General features: G+C 68.7%; 19 protein-coding genes. 11 read left to right on the forward strand and 8 right to left on the reverse strand.

The window, feature by feature from the left end; all coding sequences use genetic code 11:
- Positions 1-186: 186 nt before the first annotated feature.
- On the forward strand, positions 187-528 hold the full coding sequence (locus tag IAI58_RS05090; protein ID WP_207448581.1) for a hypothetical protein: 342 nt from the start codon (positions 187-189) through the stop codon (positions 526-528).
- A 208-nt stretch (positions 529-736) separates the two neighbouring features.
- Here IAI58_RS05090 and IAI58_RS05095 read toward each other — a convergent pair whose 3' ends face one another.
- Genes IAI58_RS05095 through IAI58_RS05115 form a run of 5 tightly spaced genes read right to left on the reverse strand, consistent with a single transcriptional unit; the run spans position 737 to position 5,549 of the window.
- Positions 737-2,527, reverse strand: a complete 1,791-nt coding sequence (locus IAI58_RS05095) for a polysaccharide biosynthesis/export family protein (RefSeq protein WP_237182513.1) — start codon at positions 2,525-2,527, stop codon at positions 737-739.
- The gene (locus IAI58_RS05100) at positions 2,517-3,653 is read right to left on the reverse strand and encodes a KpsE/RkpR family capsule polysaccharide export protein (protein WP_207448583.1); all 1,137 of its coding nucleotides are present in this window, start codon (positions 3,651-3,653) and stop codon (positions 2,517-2,519) included. The genes IAI58_RS05095 and IAI58_RS05100 overlap by 11 nt, the downstream gene beginning before the upstream one ends.
- Positions 3,654-3,660: 7 nt before the next feature.
- On the reverse strand, positions 3,661-4,314 hold the full coding sequence (locus tag IAI58_RS05105; protein WP_207448585.1) for an ABC transporter ATP-binding protein: 654 nt from the start codon (positions 4,312-4,314) through the stop codon (positions 3,661-3,663).
- Positions 4,315-4,324: 10 nt separating this feature from the next.
- Positions 4,325-5,125, reverse strand: a complete 801-nt coding sequence (locus IAI58_RS05110; protein ID WP_207448587.1) for an ABC transporter permease — start codon at positions 5,123-5,125, stop codon at positions 4,325-4,327.
- Positions 5,126-5,138: 13 nt separating this feature from the next.
- Positions 5,139-5,549 carry a hypothetical protein gene (locus IAI58_RS05115; protein ID WP_207448589.1) on the reverse strand — a complete coding sequence of 137 codons (411 nt, stop codon included), beginning with the start codon at positions 5,547-5,549 and terminating at the stop codon, positions 5,139-5,141.
- Positions 5,550-5,684: 135 nt separating this feature from the next.
- On the opposite strand from IAI58_RS05115, the gene IAI58_RS05120 reads away from it, so the two are divergent.
- A complete protein-coding gene (locus IAI58_RS05120) occupies positions 5,685-7,589 on the forward strand; it encodes a capsular polysaccharide export protein, LipB/KpsS family (RefSeq protein WP_207448591.1) in 1,905 nt (634 codons plus the stop codon).
- A gap of 79 nt (positions 7,590-7,668) precedes the next feature.
- Here IAI58_RS05120 and IAI58_RS05125 read toward each other — a convergent pair whose 3' ends face one another.
- A complete protein-coding gene (locus IAI58_RS05125) occupies positions 7,669-7,851 on the reverse strand; it encodes a CsbD family protein (RefSeq protein ID WP_207448593.1) in 183 nt (60 codons plus the stop codon).
- Between the two features lie 310 nt (positions 7,852-8,161).
- Here IAI58_RS05125 and ffh point away from each other — a divergent pair, with 310 nt between their 5' ends.
- From ffh to leuB, 8 genes are all read left to right on the forward strand, one after another.
- The gene (gene ffh / locus IAI58_RS05130) at positions 8,162-9,550 is read left to right on the forward strand and encodes a signal recognition particle protein (RefSeq protein WP_207448595.1); all 1,389 of its coding nucleotides are present in this window, start codon (positions 8,162-8,164) and stop codon (positions 9,548-9,550) included.
- Between the two features lie 31 nt (positions 9,551-9,581).
- Positions 9,582-9,923: a 30S ribosomal protein S16 gene (rpsP, locus tag IAI58_RS05135; protein WP_207448596.1), complete on the forward strand. Its 342-nt coding sequence runs from the start codon at positions 9,582-9,584 to the stop codon at positions 9,921-9,923.
- A gap of 30 nt (positions 9,924-9,953) precedes the next feature.
- Positions 9,954-10,568 (forward strand): ribosome maturation factor RimM, encoded by a 615-nt coding sequence (gene rimM / locus IAI58_RS05140; protein ID WP_207448598.1) that lies wholly within the window; start codon positions 9,954-9,956, stop codon positions 10,566-10,568.
- Complete coding sequence (gene trmD, locus IAI58_RS05145; protein WP_207448600.1) at positions 10,565-11,284, forward strand: tRNA (guanosine(37)-N1)-methyltransferase TrmD; 720 nt, start codon at positions 10,565-10,567, stop codon at positions 11,282-11,284. Before rimM ends, trmD begins: the two co-directional genes overlap by 4 nt.
- A gap of 27 nt (positions 11,285-11,311) precedes the next feature.
- Entirely contained in the window at positions 11,312-11,695 is a 384-nt protein-coding gene (gene rplS / locus IAI58_RS05150) for a 50S ribosomal protein L19 (RefSeq protein ID WP_207448602.1), read from the forward strand.
- Positions 11,696-12,152: 457 nt separating this feature from the next.
- Complete coding sequence (leuC, locus tag IAI58_RS05155) at positions 12,153-13,577, forward strand: 3-isopropylmalate dehydratase large subunit (protein WP_207448604.1); 1,425 nt, start codon at positions 12,153-12,155, stop codon at positions 13,575-13,577.
- A 3-nt stretch (positions 13,578-13,580) separates the two neighbouring features.
- A complete protein-coding gene (gene leuD, locus IAI58_RS05160; RefSeq protein WP_207448606.1) occupies positions 13,581-14,192 on the forward strand; it encodes a 3-isopropylmalate dehydratase small subunit in 612 nt (203 codons plus the stop codon).
- 16 nt (positions 14,193-14,208) lie between these two features.
- Entirely contained in the window at positions 14,209-15,321 is a 1,113-nt protein-coding gene (gene leuB, locus IAI58_RS05165; RefSeq protein WP_207448608.1) for a 3-isopropylmalate dehydrogenase, read from the forward strand.
- 207 nt (positions 15,322-15,528) lie between these two features.
- Here the strand turns inward: leuB and IAI58_RS05170 are convergent, their stop codons facing one another.
- Together IAI58_RS05170 and IAI58_RS05175 are read right to left on the reverse strand one after the other, a co-directional pair.
- Positions 15,529-17,022, reverse strand: a complete 1,494-nt coding sequence (locus IAI58_RS05170; protein WP_237182514.1) for a M81 family metallopeptidase — start codon at positions 17,020-17,022, stop codon at positions 15,529-15,531.
- Between the two features lie 19 nt (positions 17,023-17,041).
- Positions 17,042-18,031, reverse strand: a complete 990-nt coding sequence (locus IAI58_RS05175; RefSeq protein ID WP_207448610.1) for a serine hydrolase domain-containing protein — start codon at positions 18,029-18,031, stop codon at positions 17,042-17,044.
- 101 nt (positions 18,032-18,132) lie between these two features.
- Here IAI58_RS05175 and IAI58_RS05180 point away from each other — a divergent pair, with 101 nt between their 5' ends.
- Positions 18,133-19,764, forward strand: coding sequence for an ABC transporter substrate-binding protein (locus tag IAI58_RS05180; protein WP_207448612.1), 1,632 nt, complete (start codon positions 18,133-18,135; stop codon positions 19,762-19,764).
- Position 19,765 lies beyond the last annotated feature (1 nt).

Here is a 19,765-nt window from a genome sequence, read left to right on the forward strand (position 1 = left end):
CGTGCCGTTGAGGAAGAGCTGGGCCGTTGGAAAACGCCGTGCCAGCGATTGGGCTCGGCTCGGCATGGCCCCCATGCGCCTTGCCTGGGTATGAGGGTGTTGCGGCCAAGAGCCCGATGCGGCCATGTCCCGCGTCCGTGACCCCGTCGTGCAAGAAGCGGGACCGACGAGTTTGGAGATTGCCTCATGGCTCTTGAGACCCTTGCCTTGCCTCCGGCCGTTCGCCGGCGGATGACCCTCGATGCGCTGGCCGGCCTGGCTCAGGGCGGGCTGGCGGAGCGGCTGCGGCTGGAAGCAGCCGCCCGGACCCTCTGCACCATCCACCATGTGAGGCAGATGGTGGCCGAAGGCGCGCTGCCGGGTGGCTTGGACGTGCCCGCCCCGGCCCGTGACTGGGACCCCAGCCTGACCACGGCGCGCGAGCATGCCGAGATGATGACCCCCGCCCAGATCGATCGTCTGCTGGCTGAGGCGCCGGCCTGGGCCGAGGCCATTCTGCTGGCCCGGCCGGCGCAGCGCGCCGCCTGACTGTGCCCTGGGGGCGGGCAGCCCCCTGACGGCTCCTCCCGCAGGGGCATGCCCATGAAAAAGGCCACCGGGAGGCGGAAGATCCGCCTGCGGTGGCCTTTTTGCTGCCCGGCTGCCCCCGAAGCGGCTTCCGCTCGCCTCAGCCGTTCAGCCTCGTTCCGGCAGGGAAGTTGGCCCGGTCAGGTGACGCCACCTGACCGGGTCTGCGCTAGAGGTTGTTGATATAGGCGGCCGAGAGCGCCGACTGGTAAATCAGCGAGAGCAGGTCGCGCGCGATCTGGAAGCTCTTGGCCCCCAGCTGCGGCAGGGCGATCAGCTCGTCGCCGGGGCGCGGGCCCTCCCGCGGGTCGAGGATCACCTGGCCGCTGGCGCGGCGGATCATCACCGCGCCGTCGTCGCCGCGCTGCGTCACGCCGCCGGCGGCCTTCAGGTAGTCGCGAACGGTCATGCCCTGGCGCCAGACCACGGCCTGCGGGTTCAGCACCTCGCCGCCCACCAGGACGGTGTCGGAACGCTCGGGGATGACGATGGTGTCGCCGTCCTCCAGCCGGATGCTGGCGCAGCGGCCGGCATTGTCCACCGCCACCAGCCGGCCTTCCGGCTGGATGCGGCGGCCGCGCTGGATGTAGTTGGAGACGAGCTGCGCCTCCTGGGTGCGGATCTCGGCCACGCCCGTGGTGGCGGAGGAGGCGGTGAAGAGCTGCCGCTCCAGCCGGTCCAGCGCCTCGTTGATCGAGCGCTGCTGCTGCGCCGCCAGCCGCTTGCGCAACACGTAGACGGAGCTGGTATCGGCCAGGGAAGGGTTCACCTCGACGTAATCCAGCACCTGGCAGAGATTGGCGTCGCGGTCCGCCACCAGCACGGAGGGGCCGATGCGGCTGCCTTCTACGAAGACGCGCACGGTGGGCGCCGGGGCGTCGGTGATGAAGGAGACGGTGTCCTGGTCCAGCAGCGGCAGCCGGCGCAGATCCGCCAGGGTAGCATAGCGGGACCAGGGCTGGCTGTTGCGGGTGCCGCGCACCACGGCATTGGTGGCCGCGGGCAGGGGACCGGCGAGGTCGATCAGCTCCTGCCCCTGCATGCTGCGACCATTGACCTCGAAGAGGTAGTTGTTCCGCACCGCGCCATCGGCCGAGATGGTCGCGCCCTGGCTGCCGACGACGATGGTGTCGCCTTCCTGGAGGGAGATATCCGGCAGGACGCCCCGCAGCAGGAAGGGGTAGAGGTCGATGCGCTGCACCACCCGGCCACCGCGGTTGACGGTGATGTCACGATAGGAGCCGCGGGCGGGATCGACGCCGCCGGCGCGCAGCAGGAAGTCCAGCGCGGTGTCGGAGGCCGAGCCCATGTGCCGGCCGGGGACGCGGACATAGCCCGTGACGAAGACGCCGAGGCGGCTGGCCGAGAGCAGGACGGCATAGACCTGCACCTGCTGGGTATAGACCCGGCGCACCTCGGCCTCGACCGTGCGCTGCAGGTCACCCGCGCGGGTGCCAGCCAGGCGCAGCGGCCCGACGGAGGGCAGGAAGATGTTGCCCTGGGTGTCCAGCGTGCCGATCACCTCCGACTCCACAGGCCCCCAGACGCGGACGCTGACGCGGTCGCCGGGGTTGAGCCGGTAGTTCGGGTTGCCGGTGTCGGAAGGCGTCGGTGCCGTGCGGGCGAAGAGCGCGGCGCCGAAGACGGTGCGGCTGGGGCCTGGGAAGCGCTGCGGCTCCGCCAGCGGGCCCTGCGCCGTGGCGCCGGCCTCGGCCTCGGTGGTGCTACCGGCGCGGTTGACGATCGTGTCCTGCGGCAGCAGCGAAGGCACCTGCACGCCCGGCTGCATCATCAGCCCGGGCGTCGGCGCGTTCAGCGGCTGCTGACCGTCGCCGCCCCCTTGCTGCTGGAACTGCTGGATCTGCTGGGCGGTCTGCGCCTGTGCGGCCCCCGCGATTGGCCCCGCCTGCATCAGCGCGACGGCCAGCAGGAGGGAGGGAAGACCGCGTTTAAAGCGCATGTTCGCGAACCCCGGCAATGAGAAGCCAGCCGACCCCGTAGAGCATGGTCAGCACGGCGAAGAGGCTGATCAGAAAGATGAAGGAGCGCGGATAGAGCGGATATTCCGCCAGGTTCGGCTGCACCACGCGGGAGAGGAAGAGTTGCTGGCGCTGCGCGTCGATCCGCGCCGTCTCCAGCGAGGCGGTGGCGGAGGCGAGCTGGCGGTTGGCGAATTCCCGCTCCTGCGCCAGCCGCTCGAAGACGGCGATCCGCTCGGGCAGGGCTTCATCGCCATTGGAAAGCCGGTCGCGCTCGACGCGGATGCGGGTCTCCAGCGCCTGGATGCGGTTGCGCAGCGTCGCGATCTGCGGATTGTCGGACCGCATGAAGGCCTGTTTCTCCTGCAACTCGGTGCGGGCGGTGTTCAGTTCCTTGTCCAGCGCCGCGAAGCCGGCCTGGTTGATCTGGGCCAGGGTGGCCGGGTCCACCGCCTGTTCACGCTGCCGCCATGCCGTGATGGCATCCTGGGCGGCGACCACGCGCTGCTCGGCCCGCTCCAGCTCGCTCTGCGCCGTGGCGAGGGAGGATTCGCGGGCACGGGAGGAGAGCTGGTTGACGAATTCCTCGGAGAGGCGGAGCTGCTCCTCCGCGATCCGCTGGGCATCCTCCGGCCGGAAGGCACGGGCGCGGATGGTGGTGATGCCGCCGGTATTGTCCACCTGCACATCGTTCATGTGGTTGTAGTAGATCTGCAGGAACTCGGCCGGCATATCCGGGTCCCAGAGCCGCGCCAGGAAGTCGGCCTCGGGGCGGCGGTAGATCTCCAGCAGCCCAATCCGTTCCTTCAAGGCCGCGATGGCGTCGTACGAGCCGAGATAGTCGCGCACCGTCATGGCTTCTTCCGGCACCTGCTTGAAGCCCGCGGCGGCGCCCAGCACCTGGCCCAGGGAGGCGGAGGCGCGGCCTTCCTGCTGCCCGCGCACCACGAAGCGGGCCTCGGAGACATACTGGCCGGCGGCGAAGCCATAGAGGTAGATGGCGGCGATGAGGGTCGGCAGCACCACCAGCAGCAGGAAGTGCCGGCGTTTCCAGAGCGCCTGGGCCAGGCCGCGCCGGGGGGCCGCGCGGCCCCGGCCGGCGGACATCGGGATGTCAGAGACCCTGGTAGGCGGCGATAGCTTCATCGACATCCTCATAGAATTCCAGCATGCCGTTCCGGAGAATGGCGGCCGTATCGCAGTATTGGCGCACATGCATGGCGTTGTGCGACACAAGAATCATGGCCGCGTTCTCTCGCCGGACCTCCAGCATGTGCCGGCATTTGGCTGCGAAGCGGGCATCGCCGGTCGAGAGTGCTTCGTCCACCAGGTAGCAGTCGAAGTCCACCGCGAAGGACAGGCCCATCAGCAGGCGGCTGACCATGCCGGAGGAATAGGTATGCACGGGCTCGTAATAGTACCGCCCGAGTTCCGCGAATTCCTCGACGAAATCCTGGGTCTGCTGCACGGGCGTGCCATAGAGGCGGGCGATGAAGCGCGCATTGGCGGCACCGCTGGCGACCACCTGCAGGCCGTAGGCTCCGCCAATCGGCCAGGAGATGCTCATCTCCCGCCGGATCACGCCGCGGGTAGGGTTCTCCACACCGCTCAACAGGCGCATCAGCGTCGATTTACCGGAACCGTTCCGCCCGAGGACGCCGATATGGTCGCCCTTGCGGATGCGCCCGTGGACGCCGCGCAGCACGATATTCTGGCCGCCTGTCTTGTGGCTGTAGAAGCTCTTCCAGACGTCGATCATCTCGATCATGGCGGCCGCCTTACATCGAGATCGAGACGTGCGGCCGTGCCGCGCGCAGAGCCGCGATGGCGACGAGGTTCAGCACGAGGATGCAGATCAGGATATAGGGGATGCTGTAATAGGCCACGAGCCGGTCGCCCCACTGCGCGTAGCGGAGCGCCTCATGCACATGGGCCAGGGGGTTGTAGAGCAGGACGTTCCTGGCCCCTTCGGGCAGGGAATCGAGCATGCCGAAGGCGCCGGAGAGCGGCATCATCAGGTAGGTCAGCGGGTGCACGACGCGTTCCAGCGGCTCGAAGAAGACGATCAGAGCCGCTGTCAGAGTGCCAAGGCCATGGCCCAGAAGGGCGCTGAAGATCAGGCTCAGCACGAAGAGCCCGGGGTCCGAGGGCCAGATGCCGGCGAAGATGATGCCGCCAAGCACGAAGATCAGGATGACGGGGATACAGGCCGCCGCCTCCAGCACCGTGCGCGACATGGTGAGGTCGTGCAGCTTGATGCTGCGGTGGAAGAGCAGGTTGCTGCTCCCGACGACAGCCGTGGCGTTGCGCGCCATGATGCTGCGGAACATGAAGAATGGGGCGTAGCCCAGGCCGTAGAACAGGAAGATCGGGATATTGTTGGGCAGGCCGTGGCCGGAGACCCAGTGGACGGTGGAGATGCCGACCGCGAGTATCATCGGCTCGCCGACGAGCCACAGATAGCCGAGGCGTGACTGGCCGAAGCGCAGCTGCATCTCGCGGATGACCAGGGCGTGGATCACGCGGATTTGTGCCGCAAGCGTGTTAACGCTGCGGCGCCGCGGAACATGGGCGCTCATGCGCGCCTCCGATTCACAGCGAGCCTGTGCCACCGCCGCGCAGCAGCGGACGGACAGCAGTCATCTGGCCGGTGCTGTCTTCGCAATACAGAACCTGGCGCCCGGTGCTGCTGCTGCCCAGCAGAAGCTGGCGGCACTGGCGGCCGGCGCCGGAGTTATAGACACGCACTAGCCGGACGGGCGTCGGCGGGCTGCCGACTGTTTCCTGCTGGCCCGGCTGTGCCCTGGCCGCGAAATCCGCCAGCGGGTCGGCCTGCCGCACGGCCGGAACCATGACGACGGCGGCCTGCGTCGCGCCGCTGCTTGAGACGCTGCTGCAGGCGGGCAGGCCCAGCAACAGGAGCCCAAGGACGGCCAGCGCCCGGAAGCGCGGCGCGAAAGGGCGGGGCAGGGCCTCGGCGTCCATAAGCAGTTGGGTGGTCAAGGGAAATCCGTTCACGCCCACTCACATGCTATCCTGATGGACGGGGAAGCTACCGCACTGCGCCGCCGGTGGCAAAGCCCCGCTCTTGATTGGTGTGTTACCACGCCGATCCTCCAATAGGGGATTTGTGACGCCTTGCTTCTCCAGCAGCGCCGCCGCCTGGCCTTTCTGCCTGCCGCCCTTCGGCGGATGCCGCATCTGCCGGCCTTCTGGCCCGATCACGATGCGGTGGAAGAAGGTGCGGAGGTTCTGGCCCTGCCGGCCGGCCAGATGCCGCCGCGCGGGGCGCCAGAGGTATTGCTGCGCTACGACTCCGGCCCGCTGCGCTCCCCCGCCTTCGGGCGCCGCGCGGCGCCCGTTGCCTTGCTGCTGACGGAGGGCCTGCCCGCCTGCCTGGACTCCATGCCCCTGACGACGCCGCCGCCGGTGGCAGGTGCCGCGGCCGCCCGTGCCCTGGCCGCCGCCGCCCGGATGGCTGCGGCGCGCATCGGCGGTGAGCCCGGCCTGCCCGACCCCGGCGCCGCCGCCCTGCGCCTGCCCCGGCGCGAATGGGTGGTGGTGCTGGACCCCTGCGACCCAGCCCGGGCGGCGGCTGCGCGGGCGGTGCTGGCACAGGCCCGTGCCGCGGCTCAGGGGCGGCCCTTGCTGCTGGCCCGAGACCCCGCGGCGCCGGCCCGCCAGGGAATGGTGCTGACACCGCCCCAGGGGGCGCGGCTGCTGGGCGCCCGGGTCTCGCCCTGGACCCTGCTGGACCTGGCCGCCGATCTCTATGGCGCCTCGGCCGAGATGGCGCTGCTGGCCTCGGCGGCGGGGGTGCCTGTGGCCGGGCAAAGGCTGGACCCGGTCCCCCGCTTCGCGGCGCTGATCGCCGCGACCCGCTGCGCCGACCCCTTCCTGGCCCGTCCCTGGAGCTTCGAACAGGCCCTTGAGCAGCTGGCGGCCTGGAGCCGCATCCAGGCGGAGAGCCGGCCTGTCGCGGTCTGCCTGGGCATGTCCTGGTGGAAGCGGGAGAGAATCAGCGCCCTTTTCGCCCATGCCGGCGGCGCGCCGGGCTTTGCCCGGAGTCCGGCCGCGGCGCTGCGCCAGGCCCGGGGGGCGAAGGGCGGGCCTGCGGCCATCGCCGCCTGGGCCCGCGCCGTGCCGCCGGGCTATCGCGAGCAATGCGCCGCCGCCGGCGTCACGCTGCTGACGGTGGAGGATGGCTTCGTCCGCTCACGGGGACTGGGGGCGCGTTTCCTGCCCGGGGCTTCGTATGCGGTGGACGGGCTCGGCACCTATTACGACCCCGCCACCCCCAGCGCGCTGGAGCATCTCCTGGCCAGTGCCGAGTTCCCGCCGGATCTCCTGGCCCGCGCGGCGGCGCTGCGGCGGGCGATCGTCGGGCGCGGCGTGACCAAATACAACCTGGGGGGAGAGGCCCCGGTCATCGCGGCCCCTCCGGGCCGGCGCCGGCTGCTGGTGCCAGGGCAGGTGGAGGACGATGCCTCCGTCCGGTTGGGTGGAGGCGGCATCCAGAGCAACCTGGCCCTGCTGCGGCAGGTCCGGGCGGCCTGTCCGGATGCCTACATCATCTACAAGCCGCATCCGGACCTGGAGGCCGGCTTCCGCAAGGGGCATGTGCAGGCCGAGGTGCTGGCGGGGGTGGCGGACCAGGTGGTGTCCCGCGCGCCTCTGACCGGGCTGCTGGGGCAGGTGGATGCGGTGCATACCCTCACCTCGCTCTCCGGCTTCGAGGCGCTGCTGCGCGGCGTGCCGGTGGTGACCTGGGGGCAGCCCTTCTATGCCGGCTGGGGGCTGACCGAGGACCGCAACCCGCCGCCCCGCCGGGGCCGACGGCTGGAACTGGACGCGCTGGTGGCCGCGACGCTGATCCTCTTCCCCCGGCAGGTGGACCCGGTGACGGAACTTCCCTGCCCGCCCGAGGTGATCCTGGAGCGCCTGGACGACCCTACCGCCTGGAAGCTGCCGCGCCTGAGCCTCTACCGGGGGCTGGAGGGGGTGCTGCGGAGCGGGCTGGCCCGGCTGCTGCGGCGCCAATAGTAGAACCGCCCGGAGGGACGAACCCTCCGGGCGGCTTCCATCCCGGCTATCCGCCGGGGGCAGCGCAAGACTGACGCATTCAGCCCTTGGCTATGTCGCGCGCGTCATCCTTGGCCTTGCCGACCGTGCTCTGGACCTTGCCGGCGTTCTTCTGCGCGGCGCCCTCGACCTCGGTGCTGGTATCGCCGGTCACTTTACCGGCCGCCTGCTTCACGGCGCCCTTGACCTGGTTGGCGGCACCGTCGATGCGATTCTTGTCCATGGCTGATCCTCCATTCGAATGTCTCGTGGGTGGCGGGACTGCCATCCGGCCACGCCTTGGCGCGGCTCTGGGGATAGAACGGCGGGGGCGGGGCAGGGTTGCGGCCCTGGCCTTGGCGTTACCTTCTGCAACCTTGACCCGCCGGGGCGTGCGCGGCTAAACAGTGCGGCCCTCCGGCCTGCCGGTGGGCATTCATTGGTCGGAGCGCATGAGGCGCCCGGCTCCGTCGCTCCGCGAAGACTCGCGCAGCGGCGCGTTTTGTTTTGGGCGGGTGCCAGCGCATCCGCATGAAGGGGCAACGGCGGCCACGATGTTCGAGGCTTTGTCCGGCAAGCTGAACGGGGTTTTCGACCGGCTGCGCCGCCGTGGCGCGCTGACGGAAGCCGACGTGGCCGAGGCGTCGCGGGAAGTCCGCATCGCCCTGCTGGAAGCCGATGTCGCGCTGCCGGTGGTGAAGGATATCGTGGCCAAGGTGCGCGAGCGCGCCGTGGGCCAGGATGTCATCAAATCCGTCTCCCCCGCCCAGCAGGTCATCAAGATCGTCAACGACTGCCTGGTGGAAGCACTGGGCGGCGGTGAGGGCGTGGAGCCCGTGGCCCCCGGCATCAGCCTGGCGGCGGCGGCCCCGGTGCCGATCCTGATGGTCGGCCTCCAGGGCTCGGGCAAGACCACGACCTCCGGCAAGATCGCGCTGCGTCTGCGGACGCGGGACCGCAAGAAGGTCCTGCTGGCCAGCCTCGACGTGCACCGCCCCGCCGCGCAGCTCCAGCTGGAGACGCTGGCGAAGCAGGCGGGTGTCGCCAGCCTTCCGATCATCCAGGGCCAGACGCCGCTGGAGATCGCCGCCCGCGCCATGCAGGTGGCGCGCAACGAGCTTTACGACGTCGTCATCCTCGACACCGCCGGCCGCCTCTCGATCGACGAGGCGCTGATGGAAGAGGTGGCGCAGGTCAAGGCCGCCACCAAGCCGCATGAGAGCCTGCTGGTGGTCGATGCCATGACCGGCCAGGACGCGGTGCAGACGGCGCGCGCCTTCAATGAGCGCGTGGGCATCACCGGCATCGTCATGACGCGCATCGACGGCGATGCGCGCGGCGGTGCCGCGCTCTCCATGCGCGCCATCACGGGCGCGCCGATCAAGCTGATGGGCGCCGGCGAGAAGCTGGAAGCCCTGGAGGATTTCCACCCCGACCGTATCGCCAGCCGCATCCTCGGCATGGGCGATATCGTCTCCCTGGTGGAGAAGGCGGCCGAGACCATCGACCGCGCCGAGGCCGAGAAGCTGGCCGCGAAGATGCAGAAGGGTCAGTTCGACCTGGAAGACTATGCTTCGCAGCTCAAGCAGATCGGTAAGATGGGCTCGCTCTCCGGCATCCTCGGCATGCTGCCCGGCATCGGCAAGATGAAGGCGCAGCTCGAGAACGCCAATCTCGACAACGGCATCCTCAAGCGTCAGGCCGCCATCATCGGCAGCATGACGGTGAAGGAGCGCCGCAATCCCGACATCCTGAAGGCCTCCCGCAAGAAGCGCATCGCCGCCGGCGCGGGGGCGACCGTTCAGGACGTGAACCGGCTGCTCAAGCAGTTCGACGATATGTCCGCGATGATGAAGCGGATGAACAAGCTCGGCCAGAAGGGGCTGATGCGCGGCGGTTTAGGCGCGCTTCTTCCCGGGGCCGGGGGCAAACGCCCCTTCTGATCAACCGATAGACCATAAGTAGGAATCGAATATGGGCCTGAAGATCCGCCTCGCTCGCGCCGGTGCCAAGAAGCGCCCCTACTACCACATCGTGGTGGCCGACAGCCGTTCGCCGCGCGACGGCCGCTTCATCGAGAAGCTGGGCAGCTACAACCCGATGCTGCCGGCCGACCATGCCGAGCGCGTGCGCCTGTTCGAAGAGCGCATCAAGCACTGGCTGAGCCATGGCGCCGTGGCGACCGACCGCGTGGCCAAGTTCCTCGGCAAGGCCGAACTGGCGCCGATGCCGGTGTTCCGCGAGCAGCCGAAGCAGTCCGCACCGAAGAAGAAGGCGCAGGAGCGCGCCGCCGCGGCCGCCGCCGCGGCCGGCTGAGGCACGGATAACCGGTAGCAGCCCGACGCCATGACCACGCAGCGCATCCTGGTGGGGGAGATCGGACGGCCGCACGGTGTGCGCGGCCTTGTCCGTGTCCAGTCCTTCACCGCCGAGCCGGCGGCGATCGCCGGATATGGCCCGCTTTCCGATGAAAGCGGGGAACGTTGCTTCGTGCTGGAATGGCTGAGCGGTGGCCTGGCGCGCATCGACGGCATCACCGACCGTGACGCCGCCGCGAAGCTGACGGGCACGCGCCTCTATGTCGACCGCGACCGCCTGCCGCCTCCGGCGGAGGAGGAATTCTACCTCGCCGACCTGGTCGGCCTGACCGCCCGCGACGCGGGTGGCCAGGAGATCGGCCAGGTGCGGGCGGTGGAGGATTTCGGCGCAGGATCCTTCCTGACCATCCTGACGGAAGCCGGGAAGGAGGTGCTGGTGCCTTTCACCCGCGCCGCCGTGCCGGAGGTGAGGGTGGCCGAGGGCTGGCTGGTGGCCGTGCCCCCGGGAGAGGGTGCCCTGCCGGAAGGCGTGGAGGCCGAGCCGGCGCAGAGTCCGATGGACGATGCCCATGCGCTGCCGCGCCGCCAGGACGTGCCGCGCCGGGGCAATCCGCGCCCGCCGCGCGGGGGTGTCATCGGATGAGCTGGCATGCCACCGCGCTCACGCTCTTCCCGGAGATGTTCCCGGGCACGCTGGGGCATTCCCTGGCCGGCCGCGCGCTGCGCGAGGGGAAGTGGAGCCTGGATACCCTCCAGATCCGCGACTTCGCGACGGACAGGCACCGCACCGTGGACGACACGCCCTTCGGGGGTGGCGCCGGGATGGTGATGCGGCCGGACGTGATGGATGCCGCCTGCGAGGCCGCCCTGGCCGGGGGCGCCGGGCGTCCGCTGGTCTATCTCACCCCGCGCGGGCGCCTGCTGGACCAGGCTCTGGTGCGGGAACTGGTGGCGGGGCCGGGGGTGATCCTGGTCTGCGGCCGCTACGAGGGGCTGGACCAGCGGGTGATCGAGAAGCGCGGCATGCGTGAGGTCTCGGTCGGCGACTATGTGCTGAGCGGGGGTGAGCCGGCGGCCCTGGTGCTGCTGGATGCCTGCGTGCGGCTGCTGCCGGGTGTGATGGGTGGGGCGACGAGCGCGGAGGAGGAGAGCTTCTCCGAAGGCCAGGCGCCCCTGCTGGAATACCCGCATTACACGCGGCCGGCGGAGTGGGAGGGTCGGGCTGTGCCCGAGATCCTGCTCTCCGGCCACCACGCCGAGGTGGCGCGCTGGCGCCGTGGCATGGCGGAGGCGGCGACGCGCGAGCGGCGGCCGGATCTCTGGTCGCGCCGCACCCCGGCGGGGGCTCTTTCAAATTGAACGCCTTTTGACGAGGGACTGAACCCCATGAACCTGCTGCAGCAGTTCGACGCCGAGCAGAAGGAGCGCCTGCTCTCCGCCCGCGCCGTGCCCGATTTCGCCGCCGGCGACACCGTCCGCGTGATGGTGAAGGTGGTCGAGGGTGAGCGCACCCGTACCCAGGCCTATGAGGGCGTCGTGATCGCGCGCTCCAACAAGGGCCTGCACAGCAACTTCACGGTGCGCAAGCTCTCCTACGGTGAGGGTGTGGAGCGCGTCTTCCCGCTCTATTCCCCCAATGTGGCCGAGATCGCCGTGCTGCGCCGGGGCAAGGTGCGCCGCGCGAAGCTGTACTACCTGCGTGGCCGCACGGGTAAGTCCGCCCGCATCGCCGAGAAGGTGGTGGCGCGCGCGGAGAAGACCCAGGCCTGACGCCGGCGGGCCGGGGCAACCCGGCCTCCGTCATGCCACCGTGGCGCCGCCCTTCATGGGCGGCGTTCGCGTTTCCGGGCCATGGCGCGGGATATCCGCGGCCGGCCCGGCTGCTGCGCCGTCTGTGGCCGCGGGGCCATCCGCCTCATTCCCCGCCTCTGGCCCATGGCGCGCCGGCGTTGCCGGATATGGGGTGTTCCTGGGCCGGCGAGGCGGCCGGTGCTCGGGGCGACAGGCACCCGCTTTAGGCTCCTTGCCGCCATGGCAGGTTGAGCGAAACAATAAGACCCTTTCCAGCGGCTTGCGCGACAGTTATGTGCTGGAGCCAGGGGAGAGCCGCGCTGGCCATGGTGGCCGGTAGCGCCCGCCGGTGCTTCACTGTATCGGTCCGGGGCGGCAGAATCCCTGGCACCACGCCGCCTGCCCGTGGCGTGCCTGTCTTTCGTCTGTTGAGGAAATGCCGATGTCGGCCACGAAGCCGCGTACGCTGTTCGACAAGATCTGGGACGCGCATGTCGTCGAAACCCTCCCGGACGGCACCGCGCTTCTTTATATCGACCGGCACCTCGTGCATGAGGTGACCAGCCCGCAGGCCTTCGAGGGCCTGCGCATGGCGGGCCGCAGGGTGCGGCGCCTAGACGGTACGGTCGCGGTGATCGACCACAACATCGCCACCGATGAGAGCCGCTACACCGGTCAGATCGAGGACCCCGAGAGCCGGCTGCAGGTCGAGACGCTGGAGAAGAACGTCGCCGAATTCGGTGTCCCCTATATCCCGCTGACCGACGCGCGGCAGGGCATCGTGCATATCGTGGGGCCGGAGCAGGGGCTTTCCCTGCCGGGCATGACCATCGTCTGCGGCGACAGCCATACCTCCACGCATGGCGCCATGGGTGCGCTGGCCTTCGGCATCGGCACCTCGGAGGTCGAACATGTGCTGGCCACCCAGACGCTGCTGCAGAAGCGTGCCAAGAACATGCGCGTCACGGTGAACGGCAAGCTGCCCGCCGGCTGCACCGCCAAGGACATCGTGCTGGCCATCATCGGCAAGATCGGCACCGCGGGCGGCACCGGCCATGTGATCGAATATGCCGGCGAGGCGATCCGCGCGCTGGACATGGCCGGGCGCTTCACCGTCTGCAACATGTCGATCGAGGCCGGTGCCCGCGCCGGCATGATCGCCCCGGATGAAACCACCTTCGAATATGTGAAGGGCCGCCCCTTCGCCCCGCAGGGCGAAGCACTGGAGCGTGCCATTCAGTGGTGGAAGAGCCTGCCTTCCGATGAAGGCGCGCATTTCGACAAGGAAGTGGTGCTCGACGCTTCCGAGATCGTGCCCATGGTCTCCTGGGGCACCAGCCCCGAGGACGTGCTGCCCATCACCGCCACCGTGCCCAACCCGGCCGAGGCGGCGGACGAGGCGCGCCGCGCCCAGTTGCAGCGCATGGTCGACTATATGGGCCTGACGCCCGGCCAGAAGCTGACCGAGCTGAAGGTGGATGTCGTCTTCATCGGCTCCTGCACCAACAGCCGCATCGAGGATATCCGGGCGGCGGCCGAGATCGTGCGCGGCAAGACCGTCGCCCCGGGCGTGCGCGCCATGGTGGTGCCGGGCTCCGGCCTGGTGAAGCACGCGGCCGAGGCCGAGGGGCTGGATATCGTGCTGAAGGAAGCCGGCTTCGAATGGCGTGAGGCCGGCTGCTCCATGTGCCTGGGCATGAACCCGGACAAGCTGACGCCGGGCCAGCGTTGCGCCTCGACCTCCAACCGCAACTTCGAAGGCCGCCAGGGTCCCGGCGGCCGAACCCACCTGCTGAGCCCCGCGATGGCCGCCGCCGCCGCCATCACCGGGCACCTGACCGATGTGCGGGAGATGGCCTGAACCATGGACGCCTTCACCACCCTGACCGGGATCGCAGCGCCGCTGCCCATGGCGAATGTCGATACCGACAAGATCATTCCCGCGCGCTACCTCAAGACCATCCAGCGCACGGGCCTGGGCAAGGCCGCCTTCGCCAATCTCCGCTACAGGGAGGATGGCAGCGAGAACCCGGATTTCGTGCTGAACCAGGAGCCTTACCGCAAGGCCGAGATCCTGATCGCGCATGAGAATTTCGGCTGCGGCTCCTCGCGCGAGCACGCGCCCTGGGCGCTGCTGGATTTCGGCATCCGCTGCGTCATCGCGCCGGATTTCGCCGATATCTTCCACGGCAACAGCTTCAAGAACGGCATCCTGCCCATCAAGCTGCCGCGCGAGATCTGCGACCAGCTGATGGAGGATGCGCGCATGGGCGAGAATGCGCGCGTCACCGTGGATCTGGAACGGCAGGTGGTGGTGCGGCCGAACGGGCAGGAAATTCCCTTCGAGGTTGATCCGCTGCGCCGGCACATGCTGCTGAACGGGCTGGACGAGATCGGCCAGACCATGCAGCGCGGCACCGCCATCGATGGTTTCGAGGCGCGGCAGCAATCCGCGCAGCCCTGGCTCTACCGCTGAAGGAACGTCCCTAGAGATGACTGCGAATAAGAGGCTGCTGGTTCTGCCCGGCGATGGCATCGGGCCGGAGGTGATGCGCGAGGTGCGTCGCGTCATCGACTGGATGGACCGGCGCCGCCATGTGGGCTTCGCGATCGAGGAAGGGCTGGTCGGCGGCGCCGCGCTGGATGCCGAGGGCTCGCCCTGCCCGGACAAGACGGTGGAGCGCGCGCTGGCCGCCGATGCCGTGCTCTTCGGTTCGGTCGGTGGCCCCAAGTGGGATTCGCTGCCGTTCGAGAGGCGGCCGGAACTGGGCATCCTGCGCCTGCGGAAGGAGCTCGGCCTCTTCGCCAATCTGCGCCCGGCCCTGGTGCTGGAGCCGCTGGTCGATGCCTCCAGCCTGAAATCCGATGTGGTGCGCGGGCTGGACCTGATGATCGTGCGCGAATCCACCGGCGGCATTTATTTCGGTGAGCCGCGCGGCATCGAGACCCTGCCGAACGGCAAGCGCCGGGGCATCGATACCGAGGTCTATACCGAGGAGGAGATCGCCCGCGTCGCGCGCGTGGCCTTCGACCTGGCGCGCAAGCGCAGCAACAAGCTGACCAGCGTCGAGAAGGCCAATGTCATGCAGACCGGCCGCCTCTGGCGCGCCGTGGTCAGCGAGATCGGCCGCGACGAGTTCCCGGATGTCGAGCTGAGCCACATGTATGCCGACAACTGCGCCATGCAGCTGGCGGCGCGGCCGAAGCAGTTCGACGTGGTGCTGGCCGGCAACCTCTTCGGCGACCTGCTGTCCGACCTCGCGGCGGCGCTGACGGGCTCGCTCGGCATGCTGCCTTCCGCCACGCTGGGCGCGCCGGATTCCTCCGGCCGCAGGCATGCGCTCTATGAGCCGATCCATGGCTCGGCGCCGGATATCGCCGGCAAGGGCATCGCCAATCCCTGCGCGCAGATGCTCTCCTTCGCCATGCTGCTGCGCTGGTCCTTCGGCATGGAAGAGGATGCCAGGCTAATCGAGGCGGCGGTGGAGAAGGTGCTGGCCGGCGGCCTCCGCACCGCCGACATCATGGGCCCCGGCACCGCCCGCGTCGGCACCAGCGTCATGGGCGACGCGGTGCTGCGCGAGCTGGACAAGCTGGCCGCCTGAGGTCCTTGCGCGAAGGGGAGGGAGGGGCGCGCTATCAGCCCCTCCCCGGTGTGCTCGTGCCTCAACTGGATAGCGCACCAGGCTACGGATCTGGGGGTTAGGGCTTCGAATCCTCTCGAGCGCGCCAGATTTCCTTCTTGGATTTTCCAGGGATGTTCATGAAAAGCCCGGCCTTCGCGCCGGGCTTTTCGCATTCCGGGCTTCGGGTCAGGAGAAGTCCGGGTTGCCGTAGGGGTAGTAATCCCCCAGCGTGACATGCTCGTAGGGCAGCGCCTCCAGCCGCACCGTGCCGAGGAAGGGCTGGTCCGGCTCCACCAGCAGGATGGTGGGGGCGAAGCCGGTGTCATGGAAGCCGCGGCGGAAATGCACGCGGGACTTGATGGCGATGATCCTGAAATCCGAAGGTTCCAGGCCGCGCTCCCGCAATTCCGACAGTTCGATGATCTGCACCAGACGCGGGCTGAGTATCAGCAGGTTGTTCCGGCCGAAGCGGATGGCGATCCAGCTCTGCCCGGCGCCGCGCCGCAGCCCCTCGCTGATCTGGACCACCGTGCCCTGCACGCGCACCGGCTCGCCCGCGGATTCGTCGAAGCGGCCGCCGATGGCCATGTCGAAGGCATCGCCGGGTTTCACGCCCTTCGCCAGCAGCGCCTTGACGGCATCCTCGTCCATCACCGTCGCCACCAGCGTATCGGCGCAGTCCTGGGCGATGATCTCCCGCAGCAGCCAGGTCGCGGCGCCGGAGCGGTCGCTGTGATCGGCCAGCACGACGGGGAAGGCGCCATCGGCGACGGCCTGCCTCGCCAGCGCCACGCCTTCGGAGATGCGGTGGACCTTGGCGGTGTTCAGCAGCGCCTCCCGCTGCCGCCAGGCGAATTGCGCCATGTCGTCGGCGATGCTCTGCGCCAGTTCCGGCTTGCCGTTGGTCAGCACCTGGATGGTGATGCCGACATCCGGCACATCCGACCAGGGAAAGCCGAAGAAGACATTCACATAGGTGTCGGGTTCACGGGCTTCCCAGACCATGGCGCGCTGGATCAGGTCCATCCAGGGGGAGGCACCGGTCCATTGCAGCACGGTGGGCGAGATCACCGGCACCTTCAGCGTCACATGCGCCGGCGCGTAGTCGCCACGGATGGCGCGGACCAGCATGCGCGCGGCACGCTCGCCCTGCAGGTAGCTGTCGTAATGCGGGTAGAACTTGACCGTGAAGGCCATGTCGGCGTGGCGGAGGAATTCCTCGTCCTCGTTGCCATGCGGGTCGAAGGTGGCGGCGATGCGGGCATCGGGGCCGAGCACCTCCCGCACGCGGCGGGCGAGCTCGGCTTCCGGACGCGGCACGCCGCGCACGCCCATGGCGCCGTGCAGGGAGAGGTAGGCGCCGTCGAAAGGCCCCTGTTCCCGCAACTCCTCCACCATCCGCGCGACGAAATGTTCGAAGGCCTCGTTCGTGATCCAGCCGGAGCCGGTGCCGCGCTTGGAATCGAGCGGGGACTCGATGCCGATCAGTTCCACATCCGGGAACTCGCGCGCCACCTTCACGAAGCCGCCGACATAGGAGCGCGGCTCATGCGCCAGCAGTGCCGCGCCGCGCGCGGGGGAGCCCGGATAGGTGAAGTCGTCGATGGTGGTGTCGGAGGGCAGGAAGGTCACCGTCTCGTGCGAGAACTTCATCACGGCGATGCGAATGGGGGCGGTCATGGACAAGAATGCCTCAGGTTCAGCGCGGCGCGGCGGCCAGCAACAGGGAGATCAGGCGGCCATACTGGGTCTTGGAGACCGAGGTGCCGGGGCGGTCCGTATCGACGCGGTGCACCACCACGGCATCCAGCGCCGGGATGACCATGACATAATGCCCGCCCACGCCCATGGCGGTATAGGTGCCTTTGGGAACGATAACCTGCGGCAGCATGATGCCGGCACGCGAGACCCACCACATATAGCCATAGGCGCCACGGTGGCCGGCCTCTGAAATAGGCAGCACGCTCAGTCGTGCCCAGTCCCGCGGCACGATGCCCTGGCCTTCTTCCAGCATCATCTGCCCGAAGCGCGCCAGGTCCCGCGCCGTCATGCGGAAGGGATAGGCGGGGTGCTGGGAATCCGGCAGCTCCACATATTCCCCGTCCCGTGCCGGGACGAAGTCCCGCATGCCGCAGGGGCGGCCGATCCGCTCCGCGAAATCGGAGAAGATGTCGGCATCGGTGCACTGGCGGAAGATCGTGCCCAGCGCGTTGAAGTCCCAGTTGTTGTAGCACCAGGTGGTGCCGGGCCCGGCGCTGTGCCGCGCCGGCTTGATCGACAGCATCCAGGGCGATTCATAGCCGCTGGGATGATAGATGCCGGAGCGGGCGCAGAGCAGGTCCAGGACCGTGGCCAGCTTCTCCCGCGCCGTCAGGCCCTGCCGGTCATCGATGCCCAGTTGCTCCAGCGTCGCCTCGAGGTCGATGCGTCCCTCGGCGACATGGATGCCGATCAGGGCGGAGAGCAGGCTCTTGCGGATGGAATGGATGTTGAAGCGGGTCGCGACCCGGCCCTGGGCATGCAGCACGCGGCCGCGCACCACGACCATCAGCGCGGCGGTGTCGGTCTTCTCCGCCTCGGCGCGCAGGGCGGCCAGGCCGGTGCTGGACCAGCCGGCATCTTCCGCCGCTTGCCAAACTGGCCAATCACCACAATCCTCGTCAACCGTCTCATTCTGCGCAATAACCATGTCGCGAACCCTCGCATCATGTGCCAGCCTCGGCACTCCATGGCACATGGTTTGCTTGATTTTCGCCCCATCGCAAGCGCCAACCGACAAGGATAAGCATCATGGCCGAGCCCCGCCCCCGTAGATCGCCTGCCCGGGCACGCCACCTGCTGGTGGCCTCGACCCTCCTGGCCGCGCTCGCCCTTCCCGGTGCGGCGCGCGCCGCGACCCCGGCCAATGCGCTTGTGATGGCCTGGAACATCGATGCCATCTCCACCTTCGATCCCGCCCAGATCGGCGAGGTCGTGACCAACGAGCTGGTGCAGAACACCTGCAACCTGCTGGCGAGTTTCGATCCCAAGGACGAGAAGAACGTCATCCCCGGCCTGGCCGAAAGCTGGAAGGTCGCCGAGGACGGGCAGCAGATCACGTTCCGACTTCGTGATAATCTCGTCTTCCCGTCAGGCAACAAGGGAACGGCGCAGGATCTCGCCTGGTCCCTGCACCGCGTGGTGAAGCTCGGCTTCGGCAATGCCTCGACGCTGACCGAATACGGCTTCACCAAGGAGAATGTGGAGCAGATGATCACCGCGCCGGATGACCGGACGCTGGTGATGAAGCTGGACAAGCCTTACCCGATCGGGCTGATCCTGCAGGCCGTCGCCGCCAACCGCGTGGCAGCGATGCTGGACCGCAAGACCATCATGGCCAATGAGGTCAATGGCGATCTCGGCAACAAGTATCTGGCCACCCGCACCGAATGCGTCGGCCCCTACCGCCTGCGGCAGTGGAACGCCGGCGAGACGGTGGTGCTGGAAGCCAATGAAAAATACTGGGGCCCGGCACCGAAGCTGCGCCGCATCATCATCCGCCACGTCGCCGAGGCCGGCACCCAGCGCCTGCTGCTGGAGAAGGGCGATGTCGATGTGGCGCGCGACCTGACGCCGGAGGACATGGCGGCGGTCGAGAAGATCAAGGGTCTGACGCTCTCCCGCACGCTGAAGCCGCAGCTGGTCTACTGGGGCTTCAACAACGCCAACCCGATCTTCGCCAATGAGAAGGTGCGCCTGGCGATGCGCTACCTGATCGACTACGACGCCCTCGGCAAGACGATCATGGCCTATAACGGCGTGCCGCGCGCCAGCTTCGCGCAGCTCGGCGCCTTCGGCGCGCTGGACGAAAAGGAAGGCCAGCCCTTCAAGCTCGATATCGAACGCGCGAAGCAGCTGCTGACCGAGGCCGGCTACGCGGATGGCTTCGAGACGACGATGATCTTCGGCACGCTGCCGTATGCCGCGCCCATCGCGCAGCATATCCAGGCCAATGCCGCCAAGGTCGGCGTGCGGATCAAGCTGGAGCAGATGGCCCAGGCGCAGCTCTTCGCGCGCCATCGCGGGCGGGAATTCCAGACGGCGATGATGGCCTGGCAGACCAGCGTGCCGGATGCGCATGGCAATGCCTCGCGCCTGATCTACAACCCCGACAACCGCATCGAAGCCAAGCTGACCCAGCTTCCTTCCTGGCGCCATGCCTTCCAGTCCGAGGCCGCCAACAAGCTGGCGGAGGCGGCCCTGCTGGAGCAGGACGAGGCCAAGCGGATCGCGATGTATCACCAGCTGCAGAAGGACATGATGCAGGCCGGTCCTTCCGCGATCATGTTCCAGAGCGTGATGCTGGCCGGGTTGCGCGGCAATGTGCGTAATTGGACCTGGCACGGCTTCCAGGCTTACTACGACCTCGTCTCGAAGGAATAAC

The organism is Roseomonas marmotae, assembly GCF_017654485.1.
In the GTDB taxonomy this organism is placed as follows: Bacteria; Pseudomonadota; Alphaproteobacteria; order Acetobacterales; family Acetobacteraceae; genus Pseudoroseomonas; species Pseudoroseomonas marmotae.